Raw genomic sequence first — 24,680 nt, forward strand, 5'->3', positions numbered from 1 at the left:
CCTGCGGGGCACAAAACCCTTGCCCAAACGCGTCTATGTGAAAAACAAAAAAAAGCCGGACCAACGGTTACGCTGCCGTGCGCACAGATATTGCCTATATGGGTGCCAGAACCCTCTGTTTGTCGGCGCCCAACTGCTTATTAACGTTTTCCCTTATTGCACCTGTGATAGTGCTCGTTGTACCTTAATAATTAATTGAGTGTTTAATTATTTAAATCGCTCGGTCCATTCAAATCGAATCAGGGAATGCGTTTTTCGCGCAATCGCCAGCCATCATTGTTGGAGTGTTTTATGAAATATCTCACATCAGGTATCAGTGGATTAATGCTTGTCAGCTGTGCGGCGGTTGCTGCGGAAGGCAGCGGGCCAGTCCGGATTGGAGTAATCCAGCCCTTGACCGGTTCAGTCGCATACAACGGGCAGGCGTATGTCAAAGGTGCAAAGCTTGCCGTCGCGCAACGCAATGCGCAAGGCGGCATCAACGGTCGACAGGTTCAGTTGCAGATAGAGGATGGGCAATGCCAGCCTGCAAACTCGGTTAATGCCGCGGAAAAACTGATTCAACGCAATAAGGTGCCCGTTCTGGCCGGCGCTTTCTGCAGTTCTGCCACGGCAGCGGTGATGGCAGTTGCTGAAAAATACAAAATACCATTGTTATCGGGTGTCTCTTCCAAAGCAGACCTGACCGAGAAGGGTATGAAATATTTTTTTCGCTCGGCAGAAACCGACAGGCTGATGGCCAGGACATTCAGCAAGATACTGGCTGACGATCTTAAGCTCAAGACCGTGGCATATATCGGCGTTAATGATGACTGGGGCGCGGTGGAGTGGAGGATTTCGAAAAGGATCTGAATGCTTTGGGTGTCAAATCTGTCATGAAGGAATACTTCGACCATGGAACGACTGATTTTTATACGCTGTTGACCAAACTGCGAGCACTTAAGCCTGACGGCGTATTCGTGGCTGCGGAAACGCAGGATGGTTCCATTCTGGTAAAGCAGCTCAAAGAGTTCGGCATTGAAACCAAAGTGTTTGGTGTAGGTTCATGGGCGACCGCCGATTTTATCGGTTTGACCGGAGAGGCATCGGAAGGCATCTATGCGGCGGTGCCTTATGTTTCCAATATGAAAGGCGAGCGCAATGCCGGGTTCGTTGAAAGCTACCAAAAAGAGTACAAGCAGCTCCCGGGCAAGTACGATGCGTCAGGCTACAACGCCATGAACATCCTGATGCAGGCGATTGAGCGCGCGGGTTCCGATGAGCCGGAAAAAATCCGGGATGCACTATACAAGACGGACTATGCAGCGCCCAACGGACGATTTCAGTTCACCGAAAAAGGCGAGGGCTACGGCTTTGATACCGTACTGGTGCAAATTCAGGGTGGCAAGACTCATGTGGTCACTCAGGCACGCACCGAGAAACCGTAATCGCTTTGGATAACGACATAAGGAAATCGGATGGAGTTGCTACCGCAATATATTGCTAACGGGCTGGTTATTGGCTCATTTTACGCGTTATCTGCATTGGGTCTGACATTGATTCTGGGCTTGATGCGTGTCGTTAACTTTGCTCATGGCGAGCTGTACATGGTTGGCGGCGTCATGGGATGGTGGGCCACCACGCGCCTGGGTCTGGATTTTTTCTCAGGCCTGTTGCTGGTCGCCGTGGTGCTGGGTGTTTTCGGTTGGCTGATCGATCGATTTTTGATTGAGCGAATACGGGATCAGGGTGAAGAGCCCGGAATTCTGCTGACAATCGGCCTGTCTATTTTTCTGGCCAATACTGCCTTGCTTCTGGTGGGTACCGCACCGCTGAAAATAGAATCGCCGTTGGCTGGGGGACCACTCTTTCTTGGTCCGATCGTGTTGACCAAGGCGCGTCTGTTCGCTGTTGCAGTCAGCATCGCCTTGATGATTATCACGTATCTGGTTATTCAGAAAACCCGCCTGGGTCGTGCGATGCGGGCCACGTTTCAGGATCCTATGGCTGCAAAGCTGGTCGGGATCCGGACCGCAAATATCTACGCGGGTACATTCGCGATGGGAACAGTGATTGCATCCATGGCGGGCATGCTGCTTGGGTCCATTTACTCTACGCAGGTATCCATTGGCGGGCTGGTAAGCATGAAGGCCTTTGTGGTCGTTATTCTTGGTGGTATGGGTAGCTTTGCCGGCGCTATCGTGGGCGGCTTGCTGCTGGGCCTGGCAGAAGCATTGTGGGGCGGCTATGTTGCTACAGGGTGGGTGGATATTATCGGTTTCATATTGGTGATTTTGACTCTGTTGTTTCGCCCTTATGGATTATTTGTTAAACGTGCGGAGAGAGCATGAAGATTCAACGCAATTGCCTGACGGCATTCATGCTGCTGGCAGCGGTACTGCCATTTGTTGTAAGCGACCAGTACATTCTGCATGTGGCCATTATTGTGATGTTCTATGCTGTATTGGCGACAAGCCTGAACCTTGTGGTTGGTTATGTTGGCGAGTTTTCCCTGGGGCATACAGCATTTCTGGGAACTGGTGCCTATGCGGCAGCACTGCTCTCGTCTCAGGCCGGCTGGCCAATGTGGGCTACGATCCCGGCAGCAGGGTTGTGCGCCGCCGTCATGGGGACAATTATCGGCGCCATCACGTTGCGATTGCACGGGCCGTTTTTCGTCATCATTACCCTGTCGTTTTCGGAAGTATTGCGGCTGGTTGCCAATAACTGGGTCGCAGTAACAAAGGGGCCGATGGGCATTGCCGGGGTGCCACAGCCCGCTTTTCTGGCGCAGGTGGACAGTCTGGCCGGCAAACATTTTTATTACGCCATTGCATGGCTGCTGCTGGCACTTGCCTTGTACCTGGCATACCGTTTTGTGAATTCCAACGCAGGACGCGCTGCAGTGGCCATTCGGGAAAACAGGTATGTTGCGCAGTCTGTTGGCATTCGTCCGCTGAACTATTCCATGATGGCGCTGGTACTGGGGGCATTTCTTAGTGGTACCGCGGGCGGCTTTTATGCACATTACATTTCATTTGTAGGACCGGAGATGTTCCGATTTGCATTCATGGTGACCATGATCACGATGGTGCTTATCGGGGGCAAGGGTACGCTGATCGGACCTTTGGTGGGGGCACTGCTGGTCACCTTTCTTGAAGAATATCTCAGAGAAGCACAGGAACTGCGATTATCACTGTTCGGCCTGATCGTTATTGCGATTGTGCTATTCATGCCTAATGGAATCATGGGGTTTGTGACGCGGCACCGTGAAAAGCGGGAGCAGAACCATGTGAGTCCGGTGGCCCTGTCTGTAAACAGCACGAAAAGGAGATCGGCATGATGAGAACGCATGCGCAAGACAGGCAGCCCAGCGGCGTATTGCAGGTCAATGGGTTGTGCAAGTCCTTCGGTGGGATCCATGCAGTCAAGGACATCAGCTTTAACGTGAATCGCGGAGAAATTGTCGGCCTGATCGGACCCAATGGCGCTGGCAAAACAACCTGCTTTAACCTGATCACGGGTTTTTATGCGCCCACTTCCGGGACGGTCCATTTCGATGAACAGGAGGTAACGGGCGAAAAACCGTACAGCATGGCGCGGCGCGGCATTGTACGCAGCTTTCAGAAAACCAATATTCTGAAATCGCTTTCGGTGTTTGAGAATGTGTTGACCGGCCATTATATTGAAGCGCGCCAGCCGGTCTGGAAAACGTTTTTTCCTACCGCAAAAGTGCGGCAAACGGAAGCGGCGATCCGCGACAGCGCGGCACGCATCGTCAATACGATTGGTTTGTCGCGGCATATGAATGTGCCTGCAGCCCAATTGTCCTGCGGCGAACTACGCTTACTGGAAGTGGCGCTGGCATTGGCTGCAAAGCCCAGGATTCTGATGCTGGATGAGCCGGCGGCAGGTCTCAATAGCCATGAGGCCCGGGAGTTCGGCAATGTGCTAAGAAAACTGATTGGCGATCTGGTTGAATCTATTTTGATCGTCGAACACAACATGGGGCTGGTCATGAGCGTATCCGATCGTGTGGTTGTGATGCATTTCGGACAGAAGCTGGCCGAGGGAACACCAGAGCAGGTGCAGAGAAACTCGAAAGTTGTGGAAGCCTATCTGGGTGCAAACGCAAAGGAACATTCATGAATGCAATAGTGTTGCCACAGCCTGATGATCTGGCCAGTAACCGTACACCGACAACCCCGATGCTTGAGATCCGGAACTTGCACGTCAGCTATGGAAAGACCCAGGCACTGCATGGGGTTGATCTGATGGTTCAGCAGGGAGAGGTCATTGCCCTGATCGGTGCTAACGGTGCCGGAAAAAGCACAACGTTGCGGACCATTTCCGGCCTGCTCAAGCCGACGCAGGGGCAGATTATTTATCAGGGAAATAATATTGCAGGTGTTTCCGCAGATCGCATCGTTGCCCAGGGCATTGCCCAGTCACCAGAGGAACGTCATATCTGGCCGACCATGACTGTATATGAAAACCTGACTTTGGGTGCCTATCTATGTAAAAAAGATGCCGAAGTGGAGCGGCGGGTTGCGCTCGTGTATGACCGCTTTTCCCGCCTTAAGGAAAGGCATCGCCAACTGGCAGGCACGCTCAGCGGTGGAGAGCAGCAGATGCTGGCAATCGGCCGTGCGTTGATGTCCGAACCCTCGCTGTTGTTGCTGGATGAACCAGTTTGGGCTGAGTCCGCGCATGGCCGAGGAGGTCTTTGAGTTTGTCCGGGAAATCAACTCGCATGGGGTGACCGTTGTTCTGGTTGAGCAGAATGTTTATAACGCGCTGTCGGTCTCTACGCGCGCTTATGTATACGAAACCGGCAAAGTGGTTGCAGAACGGGAAGCGGCTGGCTTGCTGGACGATCCTGAGCTGCTGAGCGCATACCTGGGCGGCTGACCAGGCTGGCAAGCGGCGGGTAGTGTCGCTTTTTAATTAATTAATTAGTTATTTAATAAATAATATATGCTCATTGCATATGTTGTTGGAACTGGAGTGGAATGTATGTCGAAAACTTTGAAAGTAGGAATCATCGGAGGCGGTATTGGTGGTGCGGCACTGGCGCGCGCTTTGCAGCTGCACGGTATAAAGGCATGCGTTTTTGAGCGTGCGCCTGCCTTTGGTGAAATTGGCGCCGGCGTGCAGATGACGCCTAACGCAGTCAAAGTACTCAGAGCGCTGGGATTGCAGACGGATCTGGACCGGATCGGATTTTTGCCCAAGGCCATGGTGGTCGCAATTGGGATGATGCACGTGAGCTGTTCCGTACCCCTTTACAGCAAATGTGCCGTGAAAATTTCGGGGCTGATTTCCATCATGTACATCGTGCGGACTTGCATGCCATTTTGTGCAAGGATATTGCCGCGGATCATGTCAGATTCAATACCGTCTGCACCGGAGTAACACAGGATGCGCAGTCTGCCACGGCGCACTTTGATGATGGCTCAACTTTCCAGGCTGACATTATCGTGGGAGCCGACGGTATCCATTCGGCGGTGCGCGACTCTCTTTGGGGAGCGGATCAGGCCAGTTTTACCGGTCATATGTGCTGGCGTGCCCTGGTGCCGGTAGAGCAGCACCCATTGCCTTTTGTGAGCCCGGATGCGTCGTTCTGGTTTGGTCCCAAGGCCCATATCGTTACCTACTACGTCAAGGGCGGGGCGGCCGTCAATATTGTCGCGGTCAATGAAAGTGCAGACTGGGTTGCAGAGTCGTGGACCGAACCGAGCACCCGTGAAGAACTAATGGCCGCCTATGACGGTTGGCATCAGAACATTATCGATCTGCTGCAACGTACCGATCCAGATCAGACCTTCAAATGGGGACTCTTTGACAGGGATCCGATGAAGCAATGGGCAAAAGGCCGCGCAACGCTGCTCGGAGATGCGGCACACCCCATGCTGCCCTTTCTATCACAGGGTGCGGCCATGGCGCTGGAGGATGCCTTCGTGCTGGCAGAGATGATTGCTCATTTTCCAGCAGACCACGAAGCGGCTCTCAAGTGCTATGAGGCAGAGCGGCTTGCGCGTACCGCCCGCGTCCAACTGGAGGCGCGCGAACGCGGCCGTACTTACCATCTGTCCACGCCCGAAGAGCAGCGGGCACGCGACGAGGCGCTCAGAAAGCAACAGGCTGAAAACCCCAACGCTGTTGGCATCAAGGCCGAATGGGTCTATGAATACGACGCGACCCGTTGCAAAGAGCGCATCGGCACGATGGAAACGGTCGAATAAACCAGTGGCGACCAGTTTAAATGCGCCGTGACAGGAGTGGATAGATTCGGGAAGTAGCTACCAACGGCGCTGTCGACGCTGGCCGCCCTTTTTGGTGGCGAAAATATCAGGAAACAAATTCGATGACAAATACATATCTTTATGGCGCACACGTTTGGGCCAATAACATACGTCAGCACTATCTGCGGTTTGGCGGACAGACTGATGGCCGGGCTGAACGTGATCCGGTAATCGTGATACCGGGTATTACCAGCCCGGTTGAAACCTGGCGCTTTGTTGCAGAGCGCCTGGGGCGCCATTTCGACACTTACGTGCTGGACGCAAGAGGCAGGGGGCTGAGCCAGGCCAATGATGAGCTCGATTACAGCCTTGATGCAATGGCTGCCGACGTTATTGCCTTTGCGCAGGCGCTGAGTCTGCCTGCGTACTCGATCGTCGGGCATTCTATGGGTGGACGTATTGGCATACGCGTGGCGGGACAGCGGCCCGCAGGACTGATGCGCCTGGTGGCCGTGGACCCGTGCCTTGGCCGTTACCCGGCCAATCTAGCCTGGTATGTGGATTCGATCAGGCAGGCCCAGCGGGGAATGAGCGTTGAACAGATGCGCCAGTACTGCCCGACCTGGACCGAAGAGCAACTGAGGCTACGCGCACAATGGCTGCACACCTGCAACGAGCGGGCAATCACGACAAGCTTTCATGCATTCCAGACGGATGACATTCATGCCGATGTGGCTCGGATCAATGTCCCGGTTCTGCTGATGGCCGCCGAACGAGGCGACGTTATTCGTGATACCGAAGTTGAACAATTACGGCAGCTCTTGCCGTCTATGCAGTACCTGCGGGTCAAAGACGCAGGTCATATGATTCCTTGGGATAACGAAGCCGGGTTTTATCGGGCTTTCGGAGATTTCCTGGGTCATCCTCTGGACCATTGATTGTGATTTTATAAGGCAGAACAGGGAGATACTATGGCTGTGCGCGATACAGATCTGATTCAGGCGTGGATTAATGTACTGAACTTGTCAAAACTGAAAAAGGGGGATGCGGTTACGGTGCTGACCAGTGATCACACTCATGCGCAAACACTGCGCTGCGCCATGACGGCAGCGACCATGCTGGGTGCGATTGTCAGTCGCCTGGATTTGCCACCGGTAAACGCAGAAAAATCGTTAAGCCGCGATCCGCTGGCCTATCTTGGCACGACGCCGCTGACCGGCAACAAGCCGGCGATTGCCGCCTTGAAGGCGAGTGACCTGGTTCTGGACTTGATGACGCTGCTGTTTTCACCGGAACAGCATGACATTTTGCAAGGCGGCGGCAAAATCCTGCTGGCAGTGGAACCGCCGGAGGTCCTCTTGCGAATGCAGCCGACCCAGGAAGACTATGTACGAACCCAGGCCGCTGCGGCATTACTGAAAGAGGCAAGACAAATGCGAGTGACATCGGCAGCAGGAACCGATTTGCGCTGTCCGCTGGGCCAGTATCCCTGCGTATCTGAATATGGCTTTGTTGATGAACCGGGGCGCTGGGATCATTGGCCTAGCGGCTTTACCTTTACCTGGCCGAATGAGGGAGAAACCCAAGGTACCATCGTGCTGTCAAAAGGCGATATTCTGCTGCCAATGAAGTCATACGTTGGCGAGACAATGACGCTGACTGTGAAAAACGGCTTTGTCACAGATATAAGCGGCGGGGTTGAGGCGCAAATGCTATCGGAATACATAGAATCGTTTGCCGATCCTGAGGCTTACGCCATTTCCCACATTGGGTGGGGCCTGCAAAAGCGGGCCTACTGGTCTACATTGGGTTTGTACGACAGAGAGGCGACCATAGGCATGGATGCGCGTGCAGTAAGCGGCAATTTTCTGTTTTCGCTGGGGCCGAACAACGAGGCAGGCGGCAGCCGAACGACAGCGTGCCATATCGATGTGCCGATGAGGCGATGCAATGTTTATCTGGATGATCTGCAGGTGGTTGCTGACGGCAGGGTAGTCGAGTCTGCGTTAACGCAGCCGGAGCGTGCGTAATGAGCGAGGAAAGCCAAGTATTCAAGCGCCAGGGATTCGGTACAGATGTGGACCTGGCACCGCCCTTCGGCCTGCTGATCGTCGATTTTGTCAATGGATTTGCCGACCCCGCAATTTTTGGCGGCGGTAATATCGCAAGTGCAATTGCTTCAACACAGCCATTATTGCAACACGCAAGACACAGCGGCTGGCCTGTGGCCCATAGCCGGATTGTGTTTGCGGACGATGGCGCAGATCACAATGTGTTCAGCCGTAAAGTGCCAGGGATGCTAACGCTCCGGGAAAACTGTCATGCGAGTGCGATTGTGCCCGAGCTGGCGCCCATAGCCGGTGAGCTGGTTGTACGCAAGACGGTTCCATCGGCGTTTTTCGGGACGATGCTGGCGGCCTGGCTTACACAGCACGGCGTGAGTACGCTGCTGGTGGCCGGTTGCGTGACTAGCGGTTGCGTACGTGCCAGTGTTGTGGATGCAATGTCGCTGGGTTTTACACCACTTGTGCTAACCGATTGCGTGGGCGATCGCGCTATTGGGCCGCACGATGCCAGTTTATTTGACATGCAGCAGAAATACGCAATGGTAATGAACAGTCAGGCGGCCCTCGCACTTTGCAGCCAGGCGGTGTCTGGCAATTGATCTCAGGCGGTCTGAGGGCGGCGTCCGGTCTGTCACGCCGGCCCTCATCGCTGACTGTTTATGCCGCCTGCAATCCGCCGACCATGAACCGGGTTACCTGGTCGATCAACTCGTCCGTATCATTGACATCGTACAGTCCTTTGGGCGCCATTTCTTCCATCCTGTGTGTGTCTGAAAACGCATATAGATAGGTGCCGATCATGAAGGTCACTCGCCAGCAGGCATCCAGTTCACTCAGTTGGGGCAACGCTTTTCTCAGCACGGCAACGTAGCGCTGGGTTGAACCACCGTAGGCCTCGGAACGAAGTGAATAGGAAATTTCTGAGGGTTCGGTATGAAGCCTGGCCTGCAATCGAAGGAACGCGCGCCCCTGGAAGGTACCTCGCAACGACAATACCGGCTCCAGAAATGTTCTTACAATATCCTTAACCTGAGGGGTCTTCTGCTGTTCCAGCGCTTCAAGGCGCTCCAGGCGTTCCCGGGAAACCAATTCGCTTCTGCGCAAAAACACAGCTTGAAACAGCCCGAATTTTGAGCCGAAATAATAGCTGATCAGTGCCTGAGTCACATTTGCCTGATCGGCAATTTCCCGCAATGCCGTTCCCGCATAACCCTTGTCGGAAAAGATCACTTCGGCGGCATCCAGAATTTCGTCCCGCACAACGCTCGCCCCTTCGGGACGACCTGGGCCGTTGATTTTTCGGGCCCGTCGCACGGAGGTTTTTTTTGCAAGCTGCTCTGTTTTTTTCATAATTGATCGATTAATTAAATATTGGTTCGTACCTGTTCGTTCCCAATCGGCTCGCCAGCGAGCTCATGCACCATAAAATATCATAAATTGATCGGCTGTGAATACAAATCATCCATGTGCACCAGTGATGTGCGCATACGGTTGCGTTGTCACGACAGCCGGCGGGCATTAATGCCGGCCAAAAAACAAATTGTTGATGGTTGCTGGGAGCCAAATCGTTTCATCTTCACTGTCAGTTTGACCATGGCAGTATCAACCGCATATTTCGTTTATGATTTCCCTTGGTCTGCACATCTGTCGCTTTTGCCCTGTGCAGAACGAAAAACGTAAACGGTATGCATCGCATTAGCATGAAAAGGAAGCAGGTATGAATCTGGAAATAGCGGGCAAGTGGGCCCTGGTATGTGGCGCCAGCAAAGGGCTGGGTTTTGGATGCGCCAAGGCGCTGGTTGATAACGGCGTTAATGTGGTGATTAATGCAAGGCGCCCCGAGGTGCTGCAAGCTGCAGCAAGCGAATTGGCTGCTGTATCCGAAGCCGCGGCAAAACGCGATGGGTTTGTCGCCGCAAAAGTCATTTCCATTGCCTGTGATATCACAACTGTTCAAGGGCGCGAGGCGGTCTTCAGTGCCGCAGGCGGTCCTGGCAAGGATTTTGATATTGTGGTGACCAATGCGGGTGGGCCTCCTCCGGGCGACTTCCGAGAATGGGAGCGCGATGCCTGGATAAAGGCGATTGACGCCAATATGCTGACACCGATCGAACTGATCAGGCTACCGTTGATGGCATGGCATCACGTGGCTTCGGGCGCATCGTTAATATCACGTCAAGCGCAGTGAAGGCGCCTATCGATATTCTTGGGCTGTCCAATGGAGCGCGTTCAGGCCTGACGGGATTTGTTGCCGGTGTAGCGCGCTCGAGCATCGCGGAAAAGGGCGTGACCATCAACAACATTCTGCCTGGAAAATTTGCCACCGATCGTCTGGAGGGCAATATCAAAGTGACGGCCGCCAAATCAGGCAAGGACGAGGACACGATCAGACAGGCTCAGCAGGCGGTTGTGCCTGCCAAGCGGTTTGGCCATCCTGACGAATTCGGCGCTGTGCGCCTTTCTGTGCAGTCAGCAGGCCGGTTATATCACGGGCCAGAACATGTTGATTGATGGCGGTATGTACAGCGGCACGTTCTGATCCAGCTTGTGCAGGGCTCCGGGCTCTGCGGTAAATCACATTATGCGATGGGCAGGGATCATATCAGTCTCAATCCATCAGCAGCCTGACTGGCGCAGCAGTACCTATGGCACGATAAATTGCCGGCTTAATATTTCAACTGGAATTGTCGTAGCTGGTCCATGTCGGGTGTGATACCAATTCCGGGTTCATCAGAAAGCGTTACCCGGCCTTCGTCCGGCGTCAGATAAGGCCCGGCAATCAGGTCCCGCAGCGGATTCGGGTTGGAGTCCACTTCGACATAACCCGGTCCGCCAACAGCGGCTTTCAGGTGCATGGAGGCCACCAGGCCAATGCCGCCGCCCAGCCAGTGTGGACAGAACAGACGCTGGTGGGCGACGGCATAATGGCCGACCGGCACGCAGCCACTGAAGCCGCCCCATTTGCCCAGATCGGGCTGGATCACGCCGAAAGCGCCTGCATCAACGATGTCGCGGAAATTGGCTCTCCCCGGATGTTCTCGCCGCCGGCAAGGGTAATGTCGCTGGCTGCGGCCAGTTGCTGCCAGGCGCCCAGCGGTGAATCGGCCGTCATCGGCTCTTCCAGCCAGTCGGGCGCAAAGGGCGCAAGAAGCCTGGCCATGTGCTGCGCTTCGTCCGCAGACCAGGCCTGGTTCGCATCTACCATCAAAGGCGTGTCCGGTCCCAGCAGTTCACGCAGGCTGCGCAGGTTGCCGATATCGCGTTCGCGACCGAATCCCACTTTCAGCTTGAAGGCGCGATAGCCTTCACGCTGTTTGGCCATGGCCAGTTTTTCAGGGTTGCTGGGGCTGATGCCTGAAGCGTAAACGGCAATCTCTGATGTGCCGCCCAATAGCTGCCATAACGGTTTGCCCACCTGCCTTGCCGCCAGATCCCACAGGGCAATGTCCGCGCCGGCGATGGCCTGTGCCAGCGTGCCTGGCTCGCCGCTCTGTATCCCCAGCACATGCAGGCGCTGGTGCAGGGTTTCAAATGCCTGTCTGGGGTTGTCCCAGGTGCGCTCGAGCAATATCGGCGCAATACATGATTGCAGGATGCGGGCGCGGTGCTCGGCGCCAACGCTGGGGAAATTGCACCATATTTCGCCCCAGCCGACCAGTCCCTCTTGGCTTTGCACTCGAACCAGCACTGCTGGCCGGTCGTACATGATCCCGAAAGAGGTCTGCACCGGCTCGCTGACAGGCGCGCGAAAAACCAGCGCCTCCACGTGTGCCAGTTTGATCGGCTGCAATTGCAGATCGGCATTCCTGCTGTTGCCCCGCGTGCTGCAACCAGCGCTTTGGCTATCGGTGTCCTGCATGATTATCCTTTATTGCGATTGATTTTTGTGCACGTGCGCTAGCCTTTTGCGTTCAGAATCAGATCTGCGCCTTTTTCGCCGATCATGATCGAAGCCGCATTGGTATTGGCCGAAATCATGTCGGGCATGACAGATGCATCAATAACGCGCAGATGCTGCACACCCTGGACCTTGAGCATGGGGTCGACCACTGCACGTGGGTCCGAGCCCATGCGGCAGGTGCCAACGGCATGAAACACCGTGCCGCCGCATTCGCGTGCAAATGCAATCATGCCTTCGCGCGATTGGTGATCGCTGCCAGGCAGCACTTCGGTATCGATCAGATCGCGAAAGGCCGGCTGGCTATAGATGTCCCGCAGCATTTGCAGCCCTGCGGCCAGCGTCTGGCGATCAATCTCTTCACTCAGATAACGGGTTTCAATAGCGGGCGGGGCCAATGGATCGGTGCTGCGGATTTGCAGCCTGCCTCGTGATGCCGGTCGGCACTGCGAGGCAGAGGCGGTAAAGCCGGGGTAAGAATGCAACGGAGTGCCGGGTTTGTCTACCGATAAGGGCATCACGTTAAACTGCATATCTGATCGACCGTCGGTCGCGTATTCTGTTTTTGCGAATCCGCCGACCTGTCCCGCCCCTACGGTAAGCGGGCCGGTGTGCCTGAATGCCCACTGCAGGCCCATGGCAGCCAGCTTCAGCGGATTGCGAACGTCATTATTGAGCGACATTTTCTTTTTCAGGCGAACAATCGTGCGCGCCTGGTAGTGGTCTTTCAGGTTTTCGCCCACTTCAGGCGCATCAAAGACCACTGCAATACCATGCGTTTCCAGCAGCGCTTTTGGCCCGATCCCCGACAGTTGCAATATTTGCGGAGATTGCACGGCACCGGCAGACAGAATGACTTCGGCATCCGCCTGTGCCTGATGGACGGTTCCGTTTTGCAGCCATTGCACACCGGTAGCGGTTGTGCCGTTGAACAGGATACGGGTCACATGCGCTTGGGTCAGCACGGTAAGGTTGGCACGGGCCTGCACCGGTCGCAGAAACGCGGTAGCCGCGCTGGAGCGCCAACCGTTTTTCATGCTCAACTGATAGGCGCCCACGCCGAATTCGGTGGCGCCATTGAAGTCGGGATTGAAGGGCAGCCCGAACTCCTGCCCGGCAGCCAGCCACGCCTGACAATACGGATGGTCATTTTTCAGATCGGATACACCCAATTCGCCATGGCCCCCGTGATATTGACTTTCCCCATGTTCGTAGCCCTCGGAGCGTTTGAAGAAGGGTAATACCGATTGATAATCCCAGCCCGTGGCACCCTTGGCGGCCCAGTCATCATAGTCCTGATGCTGGCCTCGAATATACAGCAGGCCGTTGATAGAGCTGGATCCGCCCAGCACCCGGCCGCGCGGCCAGATGATGTTTCTGCCCGCCGTGCCTTCACACGGCTCGGTATCGAACTGGCGGGAAAAACGGGTGTCGTAAATGGTTTTGAAATAGCCGACCGGCAGGTGCAGCCAGAAATTTTTGTTTGGCTTACCCGCTTCGAGCAACAGTACGCGAGCGGCTGGATTGGCTGACAGGCGATTGGCCAGCACGCAGCCGGCCGAACCGGCTCCCACGATAATATAATCGTAGGCACCCGAATGCTGCATCGGCCGTTGTTCACTCATTTGGTTCATGCTTTAATCACGTTCAGATAAAGTTTGGGATCAAAGTACTGGGCCGCCGGTGTGGCATTTGGAATGCTGGCAAAATCAATAAAGAAATCGCTGACGCGCTGCAGCCATTTGGTGACCGAACCGTCTGCATACAGCTTGGCCCACTCGGCCGAGGTGAACATTTTCTGAGCCGCATACTGCTCCTTGATATCTGCCAGGGGTACCTGGGGATAATGCTTTGCCTGAATGGCTGCCAGCGCCTTGTCGGTATTGGCAATCAGATAGTCATTGGCTTCGGCCCAGCCGCGGATAATTTTTTCCAGTACGTCCTTGTTTTTTTCGTAATAATCATTGCGCGCTGCCCAGCCGCCCATGATGGCCGCTTCGGGGTAAAACTTGGAGGCATCCACCAGCATTTTTGCGCCTGGCACTTTGTTACGTATGGGAATGTTGAACGGCACCCACAAGGCAATGGCCGGCACCGCTTTGGAAATGAACGCAGTCACAGCATCCTGCATGCGCTGGTTGATGATTTTCACATCCTTCTTGGGGTCCAGTCCGTTTTTGCGCAAGGCATTATCCAGGAACACATGGGCGGTGGTGCCCGTGGTGGTGGATATCTGCTTGCCTTTCAGATCAGCGATCGAGTTGACTCCCATATCGGGGTGCACCCACAACTGCGCCGTAGCGAACTCCACGTCGTTCATCAAAAATACTTTGCCTTGTCCGCGAGCAGGGAAATTGGACATGACGGCGCCGGTGCTCAGTACGTCAATACTGCCGCCGCTCATGGCCTGAAACAGTTCCAGGCCGGTCTGAAATTGAATGAATTCCATCTGCAGCCCGTTCTTTTTCCAGATCCCCATGTCCTCGGCCAGCCAAATCTGGCCATCTACGGCCAAAGTATGCAGATAGCCCACTTTGACTTTGGTGCTGCTCTGGGCGAAAACGGGTGACGCATGTAACGCAACGGCTGCCGTACCGGCCGCCATCTTGATAAAAGTTCTACGTTTCATAGCAACGATCTCCTTTGGTATTTGACAGCCAGTGCGTCTAGGCGACGCGTTTTTCCTTTGCCAGTGCTTCCTGCGCGGCATATTCCTGCATCACGCTGTTGTGGATACGTGCGCGTAATGCATTGAACTCTGGTGTTTCCTGCAGCGATCGATTGCGAGGGTACGCAAAGGGGATATCGATCACTTCCCGAATGCGTGAAGGGCGTGCAGAAATGATCAGCACCTTATTGGACAGATACACGGCTTCTTCTACCGAGTGCGTAATCAGCATCACCGTTTTGCCTTCCGCGTACAGCACATCCAGCAGCAGATCATGCATTGCGCTGCGGGTCTGGGCATCCAGCGCCCCAAACGGTTCGTCCATCAGGACAAATTCGGGACGCACCGCATAGGTTCGGGCGAGCGCCAGCCGCTGCTTCATGCCGCCCGACAGTGTTTTCGGAAATGCCTTGCGAAAATCGGCCAGCCCCATCAGGTTCAGATAACGATCCACAATTTCTTTCTTGTCTGCGGCATTCAGGTTCTTGCTCACTTTCAGGTTTAACCCGAATGCAATATTTTGCTCGACCGTGAGCCAGGGAAAAACGCCATACTCCTGGAACATGACGCCCCGATCCGGGCCAGGCTGCTCTATCGGTCTACCATCTAGCATGACCGCGCCGCGGGTTGGCTTGACAAAGCCTGCGGCCATATTCATGAGCGTGGTCTTGCCGCATCCGGATGGCCCTACAAGTGAAATAAAATCGCCCTGGTTGACGCTAAAGGACATATCCCGGACAACTTCCAGTACACCACCCGGTGTATCAAACTGCATGGAAACATTGTCGAAAACAATCCGTTCTTTGTTTGTCTGCATGTCTATTCCCCGGCCCGGTCCTGCCAACTGATCAATCGGTTCGATAATTTGCGAATGGCCACATCCATCAAAAGGGCAATTGCGCCAATGCTAATAATCCCCACGTAAATGGCGCGCAAATCAAAGAATGCCGAAGCGTTCTGTATCATCGCGCCCAGGCCTTCCTGGGCTGCCACTAGTTCAGCCGCGACCAGGGTTGCCCATGCCACGCCCAGCGCGACCCTGAGCGCAGTCAGCATGTGGGGCACGGTCATGGGTACCATGACTTTGAGGAAAATTTCCATATCCGTGGCGCCCAGCGTTTTGGCCACGCGGATATACACGGGCTGATCTGATTCATGCCTTCGTACATCACAATGACGGCGGCAAAAAAGGAGGCATAGAAAAGAATCGCAATTTTGGCCATTTCCCCAATGCCGAAATACACAATCACAAGTGGAATAAGCGCGATAGGCGGCAGGCGCGGAAGAAATTGACCAGCGGGTCGACAAAACGCCGTATGGGCTTGTACCAGCCGATCAGAAAGCCAATGGGCACGGCCAGCAACATACCCAGCAGCAATCCGCCCACCACGCGCTGGATGGACATGGCCATATTCACCAGCAGGCCTCCCTGGGTCAGGTGTGTCCAGAACGTTTGCAGCACTTCCAGTGGCGAAGGCAGCAAGGCCGGACTGATCCAGCCCGACGCGTGCACCAGCATCCAGACTGCGATCAGGCAGATAAAGGGAAAAAAGGACCAGGCCAGATTACCCGGTCGGTTGCTGCTACTTGTGGCTTTTGCCATCCTTGTCTCCATATGTTTTTTTAGGTGCAGCGTCCAGTGACCTCAATACTGGTGATGGGCGATATCGTTTTGCAGCAGATCGGTGTCAATCTGAATCAGCTGCGCAGGATACTGAATATGCGCGTAATACAGGATTTTGTCCGAGGGATCCTTGAAGACACGGCAGACATCGGCAATCGGATCACCCACCCCAATGTTCAAATGCGACGCCGTCTCCTTATCCGATACGGTGATGCGCATGATCTGCCGGGCCTGATGAATGCTGATATCAGGCCGCTTGGCCAACTGCGGTACTACCGGCGCGGTGCGAAAGCCGTCCGGGTCGCTGTCGAAAATCGTCTTGTCCAGATAAATATCAATAAGGCAATAAGGCGTGTTTTCACGGTAATGCACGCGGCGCAAACGCTGGTAGGACGCACTGTTACCATCAAAACCGAAGGCCGGATCCGGCGCCCGCTCGCCCGGCTCGATGGGCAACATACGAATTTTCAATGTCGACACCGCCTGGACCAGTTCGTCAAAACTGTTGGCCAGCCTGAACCAGCGCTGTTCGGACAGGTCCTTGGCAACAAATGTGCCCACTCCACGCGTGCGCCGGATAATGCCGTTGTCCTCCAGCAGGTTGAGCGCAGCGCGCAAGGTGATGCGTGATACCTCGAACTGCGCCACCAGATTGTCCAGGGTAGGAATCTGCTCACCGAAACGCCATTGCTGGCTTTCGATCTTCTGGCGCATGAGCTTGGCCACCTGCAGATACAGCGGCATGCGGCTTTCGTTGCGAGGTTTTATTTCATTGTGCATATCATCATATTAATAAGCACAATTGAAATATACAAGTAGGGGTTAGCCCGGACAAATGTGGCCCGGGAATATACATACTATCGGCGATTGTCGATTGTGCAAACCAGTCCGCTGAATTATGATTACGGTCTATATAGCATAGGGGGGTAGGGTATGGCGCATTTACATGCTGATAACGAGGAATTACTCAAGCGGGTTCGCAGAATTGCCGGACAGGTCCAGGCCATTGAGCGCGCGCTGCAGGCCAAGGCCGATTGTGGCAAGACGTTGCATCTTGTGGCCGCGACGCGCGGCGCCTTAAACGGATTGCTTGAACAGATTATAGAAACGCATGCGCAATTTCATGTTGCTGACCCGGGATTGAGCGATGAGCAGCGCCAGGCGGGCGTGAACGAATTGCTCAAGGCGATTCGCCAGTATTCGAAATAAAAGGAACAGATGATGTATTCGGAACACAGCCCCCATAGCCATGCGTTTCTGGGCGCAGCCCATGATGAGAATGCCAGGCGCACGCTGTGGGTGGTCATCCTGACATTTGTCATGATGATCGTGGAAATTGCGGCCGGCTATCTGACCGGCTCCATGGCCTTGCTGGCTGATGGCTTTCATATGGCCACGCATGCCGGTGCTCTTGGAATTGCGGCGGGCGCATACGCGTTTGCACGGCGCAATGTAGACAACCAGCGTTTCAGCTTCGGAACCGGCAAGGTAGGAGATCTGGCCGGGTTTGCGTCTGCGCTCATTCTTGCCATGGTGGCCCTCGGCATAGCGGTTGAATCAGTCGCCAGATTGTTGAATCCCACCAGCGTTGCATTTGGGGAGGCCGCCATTGTTGCAATTGTCGGCTTGATCGTCAATGTTGTGAGCGCGCTCATGCTGTCGGGCGGCCATCATCACGGACACGCTCATCACAGTCATCACCACCATGGGGCTGCCGGCGACCACGGACACGATCATGCGCACGGACATGCCTCTGGCGGCGACAATAACATTCGGGCTGCCTATATCCATGTGCTGGCCGATGCCCTGACCTCGGTCCTGGCCATTGTAGCCCTGCTGGCAGGCCGTTATTTTGGCTGGGTATGGCTGGATCCGGCGATGGGCGTGGTGGGCTCATTGGTTATCGGCAGATGGGCCTACAGCCTGATGAAGGCCAGTGCTGCCGTGCTGCTGGACGTGACAGACGAACACGTTGCGCAGGAGATTCGCGACATACTGGCGCCGGTACCCGATGTAAATATCACTGACCTGCACGTCTGGCAAGTCGGGCCACAGGCTCGCGCGGCCATTGTCAGCGTGGCGGGTAACGGCCTGACGGCCTGGCAAATACGCGAGCAGTTGTGGCCGGTCCATGAAATATCACATTTGACCATTGAATGCGAGACGGCACCCACGCCGTCCCGCGAACCTTCTGTCCCTGAGGCTGCCCGTACTTAGCACATACAAGTCAGGTCGGCTAGCGAGTCGTTACTGCGTGGTGGAACCGCTCAGCAGTTGCGTCCGGCATATGTACGTGCAGCGGATCTCTCGCATGATCCGCTGCCGCTTATGCTTTTGTTAATCAACGCTTCTGTCAAACAACCAGTCGTAGATCACCTGGCTGGATGACAAAGAACCCACCAGCGGCCCCTTGTTTATTGTGCCGGGAAGGCCGGTTCCAGGCCGTTTTGCCGTATCGTTTGAACGGCGGCAGGGGAGGTCAGGAATTTGATCAGATCATTGGCACCCTGTTGATTGCGCGCATGCGTGGTCACCCCGGCAGAAAAGACGGTGGCTTTTTGCAAGGCAGGTGGCAGCGGGCCCACGTAATCGGCCCCTTTGATCGGCAATAGCTCACTGACTTGCTGCAAGCCTAGAGAAGCATCACCGCGCGCCACCACGGCGCCTACGCGCTCGGACACAATACGCTTGCTCTTGGCCTTAACCTGGGCCTCGATTCCCAGCTTCTTGATCATTTCCTTTTCATAATAGGTGCCGCTGGCGCTGGCAGAATAGGCGATGGAAGGCGCCGCCAGCAGGGCACGTTTTACCGCCTCGGCGCTGCTGATATCAGGTTTGGGGGCGCCCTTTTGCACGGAAATACCGATGAGCGAACGCACCAGATCCACCTGGCTGCCCTTGACGACCTGACCCTTGTTGACAAGCTGATCCAGCGATTTGCGGGCCAGGATGACCATGTCTGCGGGTTCCTGTCGATCCAGTCGGGCCGGAATGGAATCGGGCGCGCCGCCCATGGACGAGCCATGGACAATTTCAACGTGATAGCCCGATTGCTTTTCAAATTGCGGGGCAAGCGCTTCGACCGAAGAGGCAAAGCCGCCGGAAGAGATCACCGTTATCGTATTTTTCGGCGATTGTCCTGGCATGTGGCCGCAAGCGGCCAGTACAGCAGATAGTGCAAGCGTGACAAACATTGCGCGGCGACGGGGAAATTTGACAGGCATGATATTTTCTCCTTGGGAATGGTCTCTGGTATTCAGTGATTTTGTTCTGCTGGCGCTCAGGCAGAGCGCGCATCAAGTTCAATTGCAGTGGCAGACCTGGATGGCCAGGCTGTTGCTTGACCGCCCGGTCTGTTCAGACACGGGCGGCCAGATGGCTGATGGGCCGGTTGTTATTTGCCGATCAGCGGATCGGTTACACCGAAGGTGTAGAAAGCCAGCATGGCAATAACGCCGGTAAAGATCAGATAGTACAGCGTCGGCTGAATGGTTTTGCGCAAGGTGATACCTTCCCGACCAAGCAGCCCGACCGTTGCCGAGGCGGCCACGACGTTGTGAATGGCGATCATATTGCCGGCAGCAGCCCCCACTGCCTGCACTGCAATCATCATTGCGGTAGAGACGCCCAGCTGTTGAGCCACATTGAACTGGAAGTCAGCCAGCATCAGATTGGACGCAGTATTGGAGCCGGTGATGAAAGCACCTAGCGCGCCCATCGCGGGTGCGAAGAAGGGGTAAACACTGCCCACGCTGTCCGAAACAAATTGCGCCATGGCCACGGGCATGGAGACCAGGTCCGCTGCATTAACGCCCGAGTTAATCAGAATTCGCACCATTGGGATGGTGAAAATCAGAACGAAGCCGGCACCCAGAATGGTGCGGCACGATTCGCCAACAGCTTGCTGGATATCATTACGATTCATGCGATGCAGGAAAATCGTAATGAACACAACGAAAATGAGAATCCCGCCGGGCAGATACAGAGGCTCCAGCGTACCTGAAACCTTGTCTTCCCCCATGATATTGCTCCATCCGAAACTCACGGCATTGAGCGCCTGCTTGACGGGCTCAACCGTACGGGAGATGACCAGAAAAACGGCTAGCAGAATATAGGGCAGCCAGCCGTTGAATGTGGAAATAGGCGTCTTTCCCGCAGTTTCTACAGGTTTTACATCGATGTCCCCAATCCAGGTCTTTGGCCACTGGCTGGCCTCGGGAAAGTCCCATGTCTCGCGCGGAATAAGAAAGCCGCGCTTAGCCGCAGGAATGACGATCGCCAGCCCGACCAGGGCGCCGATCATTGAAGGAAACTCAGGTCCGAGAAACACCCCGGCCAGCATATAGGGAACCACAAAACACACACCCACGAACAGGGCAAATGGTGCGATGGCAAGTCCTTCCTTCCACGAACGATTTGCGCCAAAGGCCCTGACCATGATCATGACCATGATCAATGGCATCAATATGCCCACCACGCCGTGCGTGAGCGCAACCTCGGAGGTAATCAGGCGGAAGTATTCTTCCCATGAGGAGCCTTGCGCGACCAGTTGTTCGGTAATGCCTGCCTTATTGACGCCGCCGGAGACGCCCACCACGATCGGGGTGCCAACGGCGCCAAAGGAAACCGGGGTAGACTGTATCATCATACCGACCACAACGGCTGCCAGCGCGGGAAAACCCAGGACAACCATCAGCGGCGCGGCTACGGCAGCGGGTGTGCCAAAGCCCGAAGCGCCTTCAATAAAGCAGCCGAACAGCCACGCCACAATAAGCGCTTGCACGCGTCTGTCGGGCTAATGTCCGTGAACCCTTTGCGAATCGCTGTGATACCGCCCGAGTGCTTCAGGGTATTGAGCAGCAAAATGGCGCCGAAGATAATCCATAGAATGGAGGCAGTCAGAATCAGGCCTGCAGGGCTGAAGCGACCACGCGATTGACGCTCATCTGCCATGCAGTAAGAGCGATCACGGTCGTGACAATGAATACAATAGGCATGACCACTTTGGCGGTCATTCTGAATCCGATCAATAGCACGCCTGCCAGAATCAGCGGCAGAAATGCAAGTAGCGCAAGCGCGGTGTTGCTCATATTTGTTGCTCCTTTAGTTCTACAAATCATTTTTCCCGAAAGATGCACCTTTCAACGCGTTTGATCACTTCAGACACCGGCAGTTGCTTGTGGTATCCGAGCGCATGGCTGTCTCGACCATGCTCCGATAAAAGGCGCATAGAAAAAATGAATTGCCATGTTAACCTGAATATTTGATGAATAAGCGCCGCGCATGGCATCAGGCTAAGATTACGTTGCCAGCCTGTATAAGCCCGGCGATGAACGGTTTGCAGCCTTTGCCACATGGCCAGGCGACCATGTGCCTGGCGGCTTACGTTATGAGGGCATCACAGGGATAAGGCGCGCGCATGGCTTTCTACAGACATGCAAAGCGCATTGCGCGTGGCTTGTGTTCAATCGTGCACGTTGTCACAAAAAAATCCTGCTTGCGGTGCTCACTTTATTGTTCCCAGTTCGTTCAGATAGCCGCGATAGAAGTCAATAAACCGCTGAGCACGAGAGGAGACCCGCCGGCCTGGCGGGTACACCGCATAAATGCCGACCTGCGGTAACGCCCACTGCTGCAGGACGGGCTCAAGGCTGCCTGCCGTGATGTCTGCGGTTACGCTATGCTCGTCCAGTATCGAAATGCCATAACCTTCACGAAGCATGGCGCGCAGTGCGCCGGGTGAATCGACCGGATGCGGGACCTGACGTGTATGGTAGCGTTCGCATTATTGGGATGCTCGAACGTCCAGGTAAGTGGCGCGGGCAGCAAGGATAGGCAAATCCAGGGGTGATCAGCAAGATCGGCAGGCGTCTGGATGGGTTTGGCCTTGCGTAAATAGGCCGGGGAGCCGACCACGAACTGACGCATGCTGCCCAGCTTGATGGCGCGCATGGACGAGTCACGCAACCAGCCCACCCGAATCGAGGCGTCAATGCCTTCGCTGATCAGGTCCTGGACGCGATCGCTTGAGCGCAGGTCGATATGCAGGTCAGGATGGCGTCGGGCGAAAATCGCCACTGCGCTGGCCAGCGACAGGATGGAGTGATCAACCGTTGAACTCAGTCGCAAGGTGCCCGATAGTGTTGTTCTGTCTTCCCCCAATTGATCCAGCGTTTCCTGTAACTGGTCCAGCATGGGTTCACATTGTTCGAACAGTCTTCTGCCGGCATCGGTCAGGTTGACCTGGCGTGTAGTGCGTGTGAACAGGGGGGTACCCAGATGCTTTTCAAGGCGGCTGATCTGTATGCTGACTTTGGCTTTGGTCATGCCTAACTGCGTGGCTGCCGCCGTGAACCCGCGCAAGCGAGCCACCATGCAGAAAATGGCGAGTGCATTCAAATCAATGCCGACAGCAGTGTTCATGATAAGTATTGTTACTGATTCGGGAACAATGAATTATAGTTTTACTTGTTTATCGAATCAATGAACTCTGCAATGATGTGTTTTCTGGTCTTTCGGATACACAAGGTGTCCAGCCATAGGTCAAATAACATTCAGGAGTTCAATATGAAAATCGCACTGATCGGCGCTACGGGTTTTATCGGCAATGCCGTGCTAAGAGAGGCGCTGGCACGCGGGTATCAGGTAACCGCCCTGGTGGCACATCCCGAAAAATTGCAGCCGCAGGACAATCTGACGATTGAGCAGGCAGATGTGCTGGATGGTGCAAAACTGGCGAGGCAACTGGCCGGGCATGATGGGGTAATTAGTGCATTCAGTGGTCACGCGCAGCAGGATGTCTATGGATACTACATGAAAGGTGTGGATTCAATTATCGCAGCAACAAAACAGGCGGCAATCAAGCGCCTGCTGATCGTGGGCGGCGCTGGCAGCCTGTACGCACAGCCAGGCGTGCTGGTCATCGATACGCCTGATTTTCCGCAACAGTGGAAAGCCACTGCGCAGGCGCCCGGGATGTGCTCACGCAGTTGCGTAATGACCGTGATCTGGACTGGACCATGTTGAGTCCGTCGGCGATTATTGAACCGGGCGAGCGTACCGGCACATTCCGGCAGGCCGACGATGAACTGATCGTTGATGCTGACGGCCAAAGCCGTATCTCTACTCAGGACTTTGCATTGGCCATGATTGATGAGCTGGAAACACCGCGACACGTACGGGCGCGTTTCACGGTCGGTTACTGAGGCGGCCCTGGGTGCAGCGGCGACGGCCCAGAGCGACGGAGCCGTTGAGGATTGTGCCAGCCGACTGGCCGGTCGGTCGTGCACTATCGTTTCTGCTGGCCAAAAGAGATGGCGGCCCCAATGGAAGGTTACCCGTGCCCGGGAATATCATTGTGCCGCCTGTCAGGGTTTTATTTAACGTGCCACTCGCTGACTTACACACTGTTCTTCCCGGTTCCGTTAACTGACATCGCTGGGCGGTGCGACCGGAGCCGGGGCAAACGTGATCCGCAGTGCCGCTGGTGCCAGGTTCATGCTGCGCCAATCGTTGATCGGCATGTGCAGGAAAATCGCTCTCGGGTACAGATCAGGTCAATCATAAGGGGCACTCTCGCTGTCGTGCATGAACAGATGATTACCATTCGATCACTTTTCGTACATGACCGTCCGGCGTGCCTTTATTGCTGGAAAATATCACAAATGCGATCGTGACTATCGGCGGGTCTGATGCACTGGTGTTCAGACCCGCCGCTGGTCGCACTTGAAAGTTCAGTGAATGGCGACAACGCCGCTAGCTGCGAGTATCGGTGACTACTTCACTGAGCTGCAGTATCGGGGTCAGATCTGTGTAGTTGGGGATGTCGCCCAGAATTTCGTCGGCGTGCGGTCCGAATCCTGCCTGAAAGTCTTCGGCACTGTCACAGAAGATATGACACATACCGATATAGGTAGGGGGTGCATCGGGCGTGCCACCGGCGATGCCCCGGTCTATGGTGTAATATCGGCAACGCTCACCCATGCGCTCCTTGAGCAAAGGCAAATGCTTGTCACGATAGTAATCGTGGTCAAAGCGCGCGCCTGGGGTGTTGGGGTACATCACACTGACTTTAATCATTACAACGTCTCCTTTGTCGATGGAATAATTATTTTTTGTATCTTAGCGCATTACATCCAATAGGCTGGCAATTGTACGTGTCCTGATGGTTTTGTTGTTTGACGCCGATCAAGATCACAGA

23 protein-coding genes and 5 pseudogenes are annotated in these 24,680 nt (G+C 55.0%); 14 read left to right on the forward strand and 14 right to left on the reverse strand.

The annotated features are described in order from the left end of the window. The first annotated feature begins 324 nt into the window (after positions 1-324). The 10 genes and pseudogenes from TKWG_RS00850 (at position 325) to TKWG_RS00890 (ending at position 8,889) form a co-directional block, all read left to right on the forward strand. Positions 325-1,427: pseudogene (locus TKWG_RS00850) on the forward strand (ABC transporter substrate-binding protein). A 30-nt stretch (positions 1,428-1,457) separates the two neighbouring features. After that, on the forward strand, positions 1,458-2,330 hold the full coding sequence (locus TKWG_RS00855) for a branched-chain amino acid ABC transporter permease (protein ID WP_014748989.1): 873 nt from the start codon (positions 1,458-1,460) through the stop codon (positions 2,328-2,330). Next, complete coding sequence (locus tag TKWG_RS00860) at positions 2,327-3,322, forward strand: branched-chain amino acid ABC transporter permease (RefSeq protein WP_014748990.1); 996 nt, start codon at positions 2,327-2,329, stop codon at positions 3,320-3,322. The genes TKWG_RS00855 and TKWG_RS00860 overlap by 4 nt, the downstream gene beginning before the upstream one ends. Then, complete coding sequence (locus TKWG_RS00865) at positions 3,319-4,128, forward strand: ABC transporter ATP-binding protein (RefSeq protein WP_014748991.1); 810 nt, start codon at positions 3,319-3,321, stop codon at positions 4,126-4,128. The genes TKWG_RS00860 and TKWG_RS00865 overlap by 4 nt, the downstream gene beginning before the upstream one ends. Positions 4,129-4,187: 59 nt before the next feature. Beyond that, positions 4,188-4,890 (forward strand): annotated as a pseudogene (locus TKWG_RS00870) (ABC transporter ATP-binding protein). 105 nt (positions 4,891-4,995) lie between these two features. Beyond that, on the forward strand, positions 4,996-5,394 hold the full coding sequence (locus tag TKWG_RS26310; RefSeq protein WP_238534280.1) for an FAD-dependent monooxygenase: 399 nt from the start codon (positions 4,996-4,998) through the stop codon (positions 5,392-5,394). Continuing rightward, positions 5,337-6,224, forward strand: coding sequence for an FAD-dependent monooxygenase (locus tag TKWG_RS00875; RefSeq protein WP_238534281.1), 888 nt, complete (start codon positions 5,337-5,339; stop codon positions 6,222-6,224). Before TKWG_RS26310 ends, TKWG_RS00875 begins: the two co-directional genes overlap by 58 nt. 122 nt (positions 6,225-6,346) lie before the next feature. After that, on the forward strand, positions 6,347-7,162 hold the full coding sequence (locus tag TKWG_RS00880; RefSeq protein WP_014748996.1) for an alpha/beta fold hydrolase: 816 nt from the start codon (positions 6,347-6,349) through the stop codon (positions 7,160-7,162). A gap of 33 nt (positions 7,163-7,195) precedes the next feature. Then, on the forward strand, positions 7,196-8,254 hold the full coding sequence (locus TKWG_RS00885; protein ID WP_014748997.1) for a M29 family metallopeptidase: 1,059 nt from the start codon (positions 7,196-7,198) through the stop codon (positions 8,252-8,254). Beyond that, positions 8,254-8,889 carry an isochorismatase family protein gene (locus TKWG_RS00890; protein ID WP_014748998.1) on the forward strand — a complete coding sequence of 212 codons (636 nt, stop codon included), beginning with the start codon at positions 8,254-8,256 and terminating at the stop codon, positions 8,887-8,889. Before TKWG_RS00885 ends, TKWG_RS00890 begins: the two co-directional genes overlap by 1 nt. Before the next feature lie 58 nt (positions 8,890-8,947). Here TKWG_RS00890 and TKWG_RS00895 read toward each other — a convergent pair whose 3' ends face one another. Beyond that, on the reverse strand, positions 8,948-9,640 hold the full coding sequence (locus TKWG_RS00895; RefSeq protein WP_014748999.1) for a TetR/AcrR family transcriptional regulator: 693 nt from the start codon (positions 9,638-9,640) through the stop codon (positions 8,948-8,950). A gap of 367 nt (positions 9,641-10,007) precedes the next feature. Between TKWG_RS00895 and TKWG_RS00900 the strand changes: the two are divergent. Beyond that, a pseudogene (locus TKWG_RS00900) lies at positions 10,008-10,829 on the forward strand (SDR family oxidoreductase). Positions 10,830-10,956: 127 nt separating this feature from the next. Here TKWG_RS00900 and TKWG_RS00905 read toward each other — a convergent pair. The 7 genes and pseudogenes from TKWG_RS00905 to TKWG_RS00930 all read right to left on the reverse strand — a co-directional run bounded on the left by TKWG_RS00905 (position 10,957) and on the right by TKWG_RS00930 (position 17,224). After that, a pseudogene (locus TKWG_RS00905) lies at positions 10,957-12,149 on the reverse strand (mandelate racemase/muconate lactonizing enzyme family protein). 38 nt (positions 12,150-12,187) lie between these two features. Next, a complete protein-coding gene (locus TKWG_RS00910) occupies positions 12,188-13,813 on the reverse strand; it encodes a GMC family oxidoreductase (RefSeq protein ID WP_014749002.1) in 1,626 nt (541 codons plus the stop codon). A gap of 5 nt (positions 13,814-13,818) precedes the next feature. Next, entirely contained in the window at positions 13,819-14,817 is a 999-nt protein-coding gene (locus TKWG_RS00915; RefSeq protein WP_014749003.1) for an ABC transporter substrate-binding protein, read from the reverse strand. Positions 14,818-14,854: 37 nt separating this feature from the next. Next, positions 14,855-15,673 (reverse strand): ABC transporter ATP-binding protein, encoded by an 819-nt coding sequence (locus TKWG_RS00920; protein WP_014749004.1) that lies wholly within the window; start codon positions 15,671-15,673, stop codon positions 14,855-14,857. A gap of 2 nt (positions 15,674-15,675) precedes the next feature. Next, positions 15,676-15,996, reverse strand: coding sequence for an ABC transporter permease (locus TKWG_RS24295; protein ID WP_238534284.1), 321 nt, complete (start codon positions 15,994-15,996; stop codon positions 15,676-15,678). A 106-nt stretch (positions 15,997-16,102) separates the two neighbouring features. Next, positions 16,103-16,459, reverse strand: coding sequence for an ABC transporter permease (locus TKWG_RS24300; protein ID WP_238534285.1), 357 nt, complete (start codon positions 16,457-16,459; stop codon positions 16,103-16,105). A gap of 42 nt (positions 16,460-16,501) precedes the next feature. Next, entirely contained in the window at positions 16,502-17,224 is a 723-nt protein-coding gene (locus TKWG_RS00930) for a GntR family transcriptional regulator (protein WP_171815098.1), read from the reverse strand. 189 nt (positions 17,225-17,413) lie between these two features. On the opposite strand from TKWG_RS00930, the gene TKWG_RS00935 reads away from it, so the two are divergent. Next, positions 17,414-17,689, forward strand: coding sequence for a metal/formaldehyde-sensitive transcriptional repressor (locus TKWG_RS00935; RefSeq protein WP_014749006.1), 276 nt, complete (start codon positions 17,414-17,416; stop codon positions 17,687-17,689). Between the two features lie 12 nt (positions 17,690-17,701). Then, positions 17,702-18,697, forward strand: a complete 996-nt coding sequence (dmeF, locus tag TKWG_RS00940) for a CDF family Co(II)/Ni(II) efflux transporter DmeF (protein WP_014749007.1) — start codon at positions 17,702-17,704, stop codon at positions 18,695-18,697. A 197-nt stretch (positions 18,698-18,894) separates the two neighbouring features. Here dmeF and TKWG_RS00945 read toward each other — a convergent pair whose 3' ends face one another. From TKWG_RS00945 to TKWG_RS00960, 5 genes are all read right to left on the reverse strand, one after another. Then, the gene (locus TKWG_RS00945) at positions 18,895-19,704 is read right to left on the reverse strand and encodes a substrate-binding domain-containing protein (RefSeq protein ID WP_014749008.1); all 810 of its coding nucleotides are present in this window, start codon (positions 19,702-19,704) and stop codon (positions 18,895-18,897) included. A gap of 170 nt (positions 19,705-19,874) precedes the next feature. Then, on the reverse strand, positions 19,875-21,263 hold the full coding sequence (locus TKWG_RS00950; RefSeq protein WP_202947754.1) for an L-lactate permease: 1,389 nt from the start codon (positions 21,261-21,263) through the stop codon (positions 19,875-19,877). 121 nt (positions 21,264-21,384) lie between these two features. Next, positions 21,385-21,570 (reverse strand): L-lactate permease, encoded by a 186-nt coding sequence (locus tag TKWG_RS23875; protein ID WP_202947755.1) that lies wholly within the window; start codon positions 21,568-21,570, stop codon positions 21,385-21,387. A 416-nt stretch (positions 21,571-21,986) separates the two neighbouring features. After that, the gene (locus TKWG_RS25660; protein WP_014749010.1) at positions 21,987-22,202 is read right to left on the reverse strand and encodes a LysR substrate-binding domain-containing protein; all 216 of its coding nucleotides are present in this window, start codon (positions 22,200-22,202) and stop codon (positions 21,987-21,989) included. After that, positions 22,154-22,903 carry a LysR family transcriptional regulator gene (locus TKWG_RS00960; RefSeq protein WP_014749011.1) on the reverse strand — a complete coding sequence of 250 codons (750 nt, stop codon included), beginning with the start codon at positions 22,901-22,903 and terminating at the stop codon, positions 22,154-22,156. Before TKWG_RS00960 ends, TKWG_RS25660 begins: the two co-directional genes overlap by 49 nt. A gap of 144 nt (positions 22,904-23,047) precedes the next feature. On the opposite strand from TKWG_RS00960, the pseudogene TKWG_RS00965 reads away from it, so the two are divergent. Then, a pseudogene (locus tag TKWG_RS00965) lies at positions 23,048-23,685 on the forward strand (NAD(P)-dependent oxidoreductase). Positions 23,686-24,235: 550 nt separating this feature from the next. Here the strand turns inward: TKWG_RS00965 and TKWG_RS00970 are convergent. Then, positions 24,236-24,559 (reverse strand): EthD family reductase, encoded by a 324-nt coding sequence (locus tag TKWG_RS00970; protein WP_014749014.1) that lies wholly within the window; start codon positions 24,557-24,559, stop codon positions 24,236-24,238. Positions 24,560-24,680 lie beyond the last annotated feature (121 nt).

Source organism: Advenella kashmirensis WT001, from assembly GCF_000219915.2.
Classification (GTDB): Bacteria; Pseudomonadota; Gammaproteobacteria; order Burkholderiales; family Burkholderiaceae_B; genus Advenella; species Advenella kashmirensis.

What these genes read in the sequence shown, in the direction of transcription:
- TKWG_RS23875 (WP_202947755.1), bottom strand. Translation starts at nt 21,570, where the DNA reads ATGAGCAACACCGCGCTTGCGCTACTTGCATTTCTGCCGCTGATTCTG.
- dmeF (WP_014749007.1), top strand. Translation starts at nt 17,702, where the DNA reads ATGTATTCGGAACACAGCCCCCATAGCCATGCGTTTCTGGGCGCAGCC.
- TKWG_RS00935 (WP_014749006.1), top strand. Translation starts at nt 17,414, where the DNA reads ATGGCGCATTTACATGCTGATAACGAGGAATTACTCAAGCGGGTTCGC.
- TKWG_RS00885 (WP_014748997.1), top strand. Translation starts at nt 7,196, where the DNA reads ATGGCTGTGCGCGATACAGATCTGATTCAGGCGTGGATTAATGTACTG.
- TKWG_RS00915 (WP_014749003.1), bottom strand. Translation starts at nt 14,817, where the DNA reads ATGAAACGTAGAACTTTTATCAAGATGGCGGCCGGTACGGCAGCCGTT.
- TKWG_RS00960 (WP_014749011.1), bottom strand. Translation starts at nt 22,903, where the DNA reads ATGAACACTGCTGTCGGCATTGATTTGAATGCACTCGCCATTTTCTGC.
- TKWG_RS24300 (WP_238534285.1), bottom strand. Translation starts at nt 16,459, where the DNA reads ATGGCAAAAGCCACAAGTAGCAGCAACCGACCGGGTAATCTGGCCTGG.
- TKWG_RS00895 (WP_014748999.1), bottom strand. Translation starts at nt 9,640, where the DNA reads ATGAAAAAAACAGAGCAGCTTGCAAAAAAAACCTCCGTGCGACGGGCC.
- TKWG_RS00930 (WP_171815098.1), bottom strand. Translation starts at nt 17,224, where the DNA reads ATGCCGCTGTATCTGCAGGTGGCCAAGCTCATGCGCCAGAAGATCGAA.
- TKWG_RS00920 (WP_014749004.1), bottom strand. Translation starts at nt 15,673, where the DNA reads ATGCAGACAAACAAAGAACGGATTGTTTTCGACAATGTTTCCATGCAG.
- TKWG_RS00970 (WP_014749014.1), bottom strand. Translation starts at nt 24,559, where the DNA reads ATGATTAAAGTCAGTGTGATGTACCCCAACACCCCAGGCGCGCGCTTT.
- TKWG_RS00945 (WP_014749008.1), bottom strand. Translation starts at nt 19,704, where the DNA reads ATGCCTGTCAAATTTCCCCGTCGCCGCGCAATGTTTGTCACGCTTGCA.
- TKWG_RS25660 (WP_014749010.1), bottom strand. Translation starts at nt 22,202, where the DNA reads ATGCTTCGTGAAGGTTATGGCATTTCGATACTGGACGAGCATAGCGTA.
- TKWG_RS00910 (WP_014749002.1), bottom strand. Translation starts at nt 13,813, where the DNA reads ATGAGTGAACAACGGCCGATGCAGCATTCGGGTGCCTACGATTATATT.
- TKWG_RS00880 (WP_014748996.1), top strand. Translation starts at nt 6,347, where the DNA reads ATGACAAATACATATCTTTATGGCGCACACGTTTGGGCCAATAACATA.
- TKWG_RS00860 (WP_014748990.1), top strand. Translation starts at nt 2,327, where the DNA reads ATGAAGATTCAACGCAATTGCCTGACGGCATTCATGCTGCTGGCAGCG.
- TKWG_RS00855 (WP_014748989.1), top strand. Translation starts at nt 1,458, where the DNA reads ATGGAGTTGCTACCGCAATATATTGCTAACGGGCTGGTTATTGGCTCA.
- TKWG_RS00865 (WP_014748991.1), top strand. Translation starts at nt 3,319, where the DNA reads ATGATGAGAACGCATGCGCAAGACAGGCAGCCCAGCGGCGTATTGCAG.
- TKWG_RS00890 (WP_014748998.1), top strand. Translation starts at nt 8,254, where the DNA reads ATGAGCGAGGAAAGCCAAGTATTCAAGCGCCAGGGATTCGGTACAGAT.
- TKWG_RS26310 (WP_238534280.1), top strand. Translation starts at nt 4,996, where the DNA reads ATGTCGAAAACTTTGAAAGTAGGAATCATCGGAGGCGGTATTGGTGGT.